The 2,399-nt window shown below is 72.9% G+C and carries 2 protein-coding genes; both read right to left on the bottom strand.

The genetic code is table 11. The features are described 5' to 3' along the window. Nucleotides 1-194 precede the first annotated feature (194 nt). Nucleotides 195-737, bottom strand: a complete 543-nt coding sequence (locus ABZ070_RS36810; RefSeq protein ID WP_356640499.1) for a methylated-DNA--[protein]-cysteine S-methyltransferase — start codon at nucleotides 735-737, stop codon at nucleotides 195-197. Between the two features lie 11 nt (nucleotides 738-748). Then, nucleotides 749-2,224, bottom strand: a complete 1,476-nt coding sequence (locus ABZ070_RS36805) for an AlkA N-terminal domain-containing protein (protein WP_356640497.1) — start codon at nucleotides 2,222-2,224, stop codon at nucleotides 749-751. Nucleotides 2,225-2,399: the final 175 nt, after the last annotated feature.

Here is a 2,399-nt window from a genome sequence, read left to right as displayed (position 1 = left end):
GCGTTGTCGTCGGTCGGCATGGCTCCGCCATGCCTCCTCCCCCTACGCCTTCGGCATGGGAGGTACCCCCACCTCCGCCTCGCGATCGCACGCACCAGACCCTCCCCCTACGCCCTACGGGCGTGGGGGGAGCACGCTGGGGGAGCGGGCCACGGCAACTGGTCGCGGGCCCGGGAAGACCGCCCGGACAAGGCCTAGCGAGCGGCCGTGGGGACGTTCGCGGCGAAGGCCGGGAAAAGCGCGTCGTCGCGCTCCCCGCGCTCGAAGGCGAGCAGTCGCTGCTTGCGGTCGAGTCCGCCGCCGTAACCGACGAGGCTCCCGGAGGAACCGATGACGCGGTGGCAGGGCACGATGATGCCGATGGGGTTCTTACCGTTGGCGAGGCCCACCGCGCGGGAGGCCCCACGGTTGCCGAGCTCCTCTGCCAGTTCGCCGTAGGTGCGCGTCTCGCCGTACGGGATCTGCCGCAGCCGGTCCCAGACGCTGCGCTGGAAGGGCGTGCCCACGAAGTGCATCGTCAGGTCGAACTCGGTGAGCTCGCGGGCGAAGTAGGCCTCCAGCTGGTGGATCGCCTCGTCGAAGAGCGTCTCGTCGCGGTCGCCGAAGGTTTCTTCGGCGGGACGGTGGCGCTGGTCGGTCATGTAGAGGCCGCTGAGGACGCCGTCGGTGGCGACGAGGGTCAGCGCGCCGTAGGGGCTGTCGACGACCGTGTGCCGCCTGGACGTGGTCGTGGTCATGGGAGAGTTCCTTACGCCGGAAGGTGGTTGATGGGGTGGTCGTCCGACGCCCACAGGTACTGGACGGCGTAGGCGCGCCAGGGCCGCCAGGCCGCCGCCCGTGCGGTGAGGGCGGCCGGTGTGGCGGGCAGCCCGAGTTCGGCAGCGGCGCGCCGCATTCCGAGGTCGGTGGGGAGGAACGCGTCGGGGTCGCCGAGGGCGCGCATCGCGATTACCTCGACGGTCCACGGTCCGAAGCCGGGTAGTTCGGCGAGTTGGCCCCGCGCCCGGTCCCAGTCGCTGCCAGGGTCGAGTTTCAGCGTCCCGTCTGCGAGGGCGGCCACGAGCGTGGTCAGGGTGGTGCGCCGGCTGCGGGGCAGGGCGAGGGCCTCGGGGTCGAGGGCGGCCAGTGCCTCGGACGTCGGGAAGACGTGGGTGAGGCCGCCCTCGGTGTCCTCCACGGGCATGCCGTGCGCCCTGACGAGGCGCCCCGCGTGGGTGCGGGCTGCGGCCGTGGAGACCTGCTGGCCGAGCACGGCCCGTACCGCGAACTCGGCGGCGTCGACGGTGCGCGGCACCCGCCGTCCGGGCGCCTTGTCGACCAGCGGGGCGAGCAGCGGATCGCTGCGCAGCTGGTCGTCGACGGCAACCGGGTCCGCGTCCAGGTCGAGCATCCATCGGCAACGGCTGATGGCGATGGTCAGATCGCGAGGATCGGTCAGGGAAAGCCGGCAGGAGATGTGGTCGGGGTGCGGCGTCAGGCTCACGATGCCGTGCCCGTACGGCAGCGACAGGGTGCGCCGGTACGCTCCGTCCCGCCACTCCTCGACGCCGGGGACGCCGGTCGCGGCGAGATGCCCGAAGAGATTGCTGGGGTTGAGCGGTGCGCGGTACGGGAGCCTGAGCGCGATCACGCCGGGCACGGGAGGCACGGCGACGCGGCCGCGGCCGGCGCGGGCGCGCAATTCGCTCGGGGCGAGGGCGAAGACCTCGCGGACCGTGTCGTTGAAGGTGCGGATGGAGGCGAACCCTGCCGCGAAGGCGACATCCGCCATGGGCACCGCCGTCGTCTCGATGAGCAGCCGCGCGGTCTGGGCGCGCTGGGCGCGGGCGAGGGCGAGCGGGCCGGCACCCAGTTCGGCGAGCAGCTGGCGCTCGATCTGCCGGGTGGAGTAGCCGAGCCGCGCGGCGAGGCCCGGCACGCCCTCCCGGTCGACGACACCGTCCCTGATCAGCCGCATGGCACGCGCGACGGCGTCGGCGCGGGCGTTCCACTCCGGAGAGCCCGGGCTGGTGTCGGGACGGCACCGCTTGCAGGCCCGGAACCCGGCCTGCTGACAGGCCGCGGCGCTCGGGTAGAAGGTCATGTTCTCGACCTTCGGCGGCACGGCCGGGCAGCTGGGGCGGCAGTAGATCCCTGTGGTCAGCACGGCGGTGAAGAACCAGCCGTCGAACCGCGCGTCCTTGGACTGGACGGCGCGCACGCAGCGCTCGGTGTCGGTGTGCATGGCTCAAGGATGACGGTTCCGCCCCGTTCTCACTGGCGGGAATCCGACATCGACCTTTCCCTGCCAGGGCCGGCGTCTCCGGCGGAGGAACCGGTCGGCCACGGCGGGCCGCGCTGACCGGCCCCTCGTCGGCCGGCTGCCGGACGGAAGCGGCGGGCCGCCTGCCGGCCTTACA

This window comes from Streptomyces sp. NPDC006283 (genome assembly GCF_040613325.1).
Taxonomy (GTDB): domain Bacteria; phylum Actinomycetota; class Actinomycetes; order Streptomycetales; family Streptomycetaceae; genus Streptomyces.
This window is presented reverse-complemented; position numbering and strand designations above follow the sequence as displayed.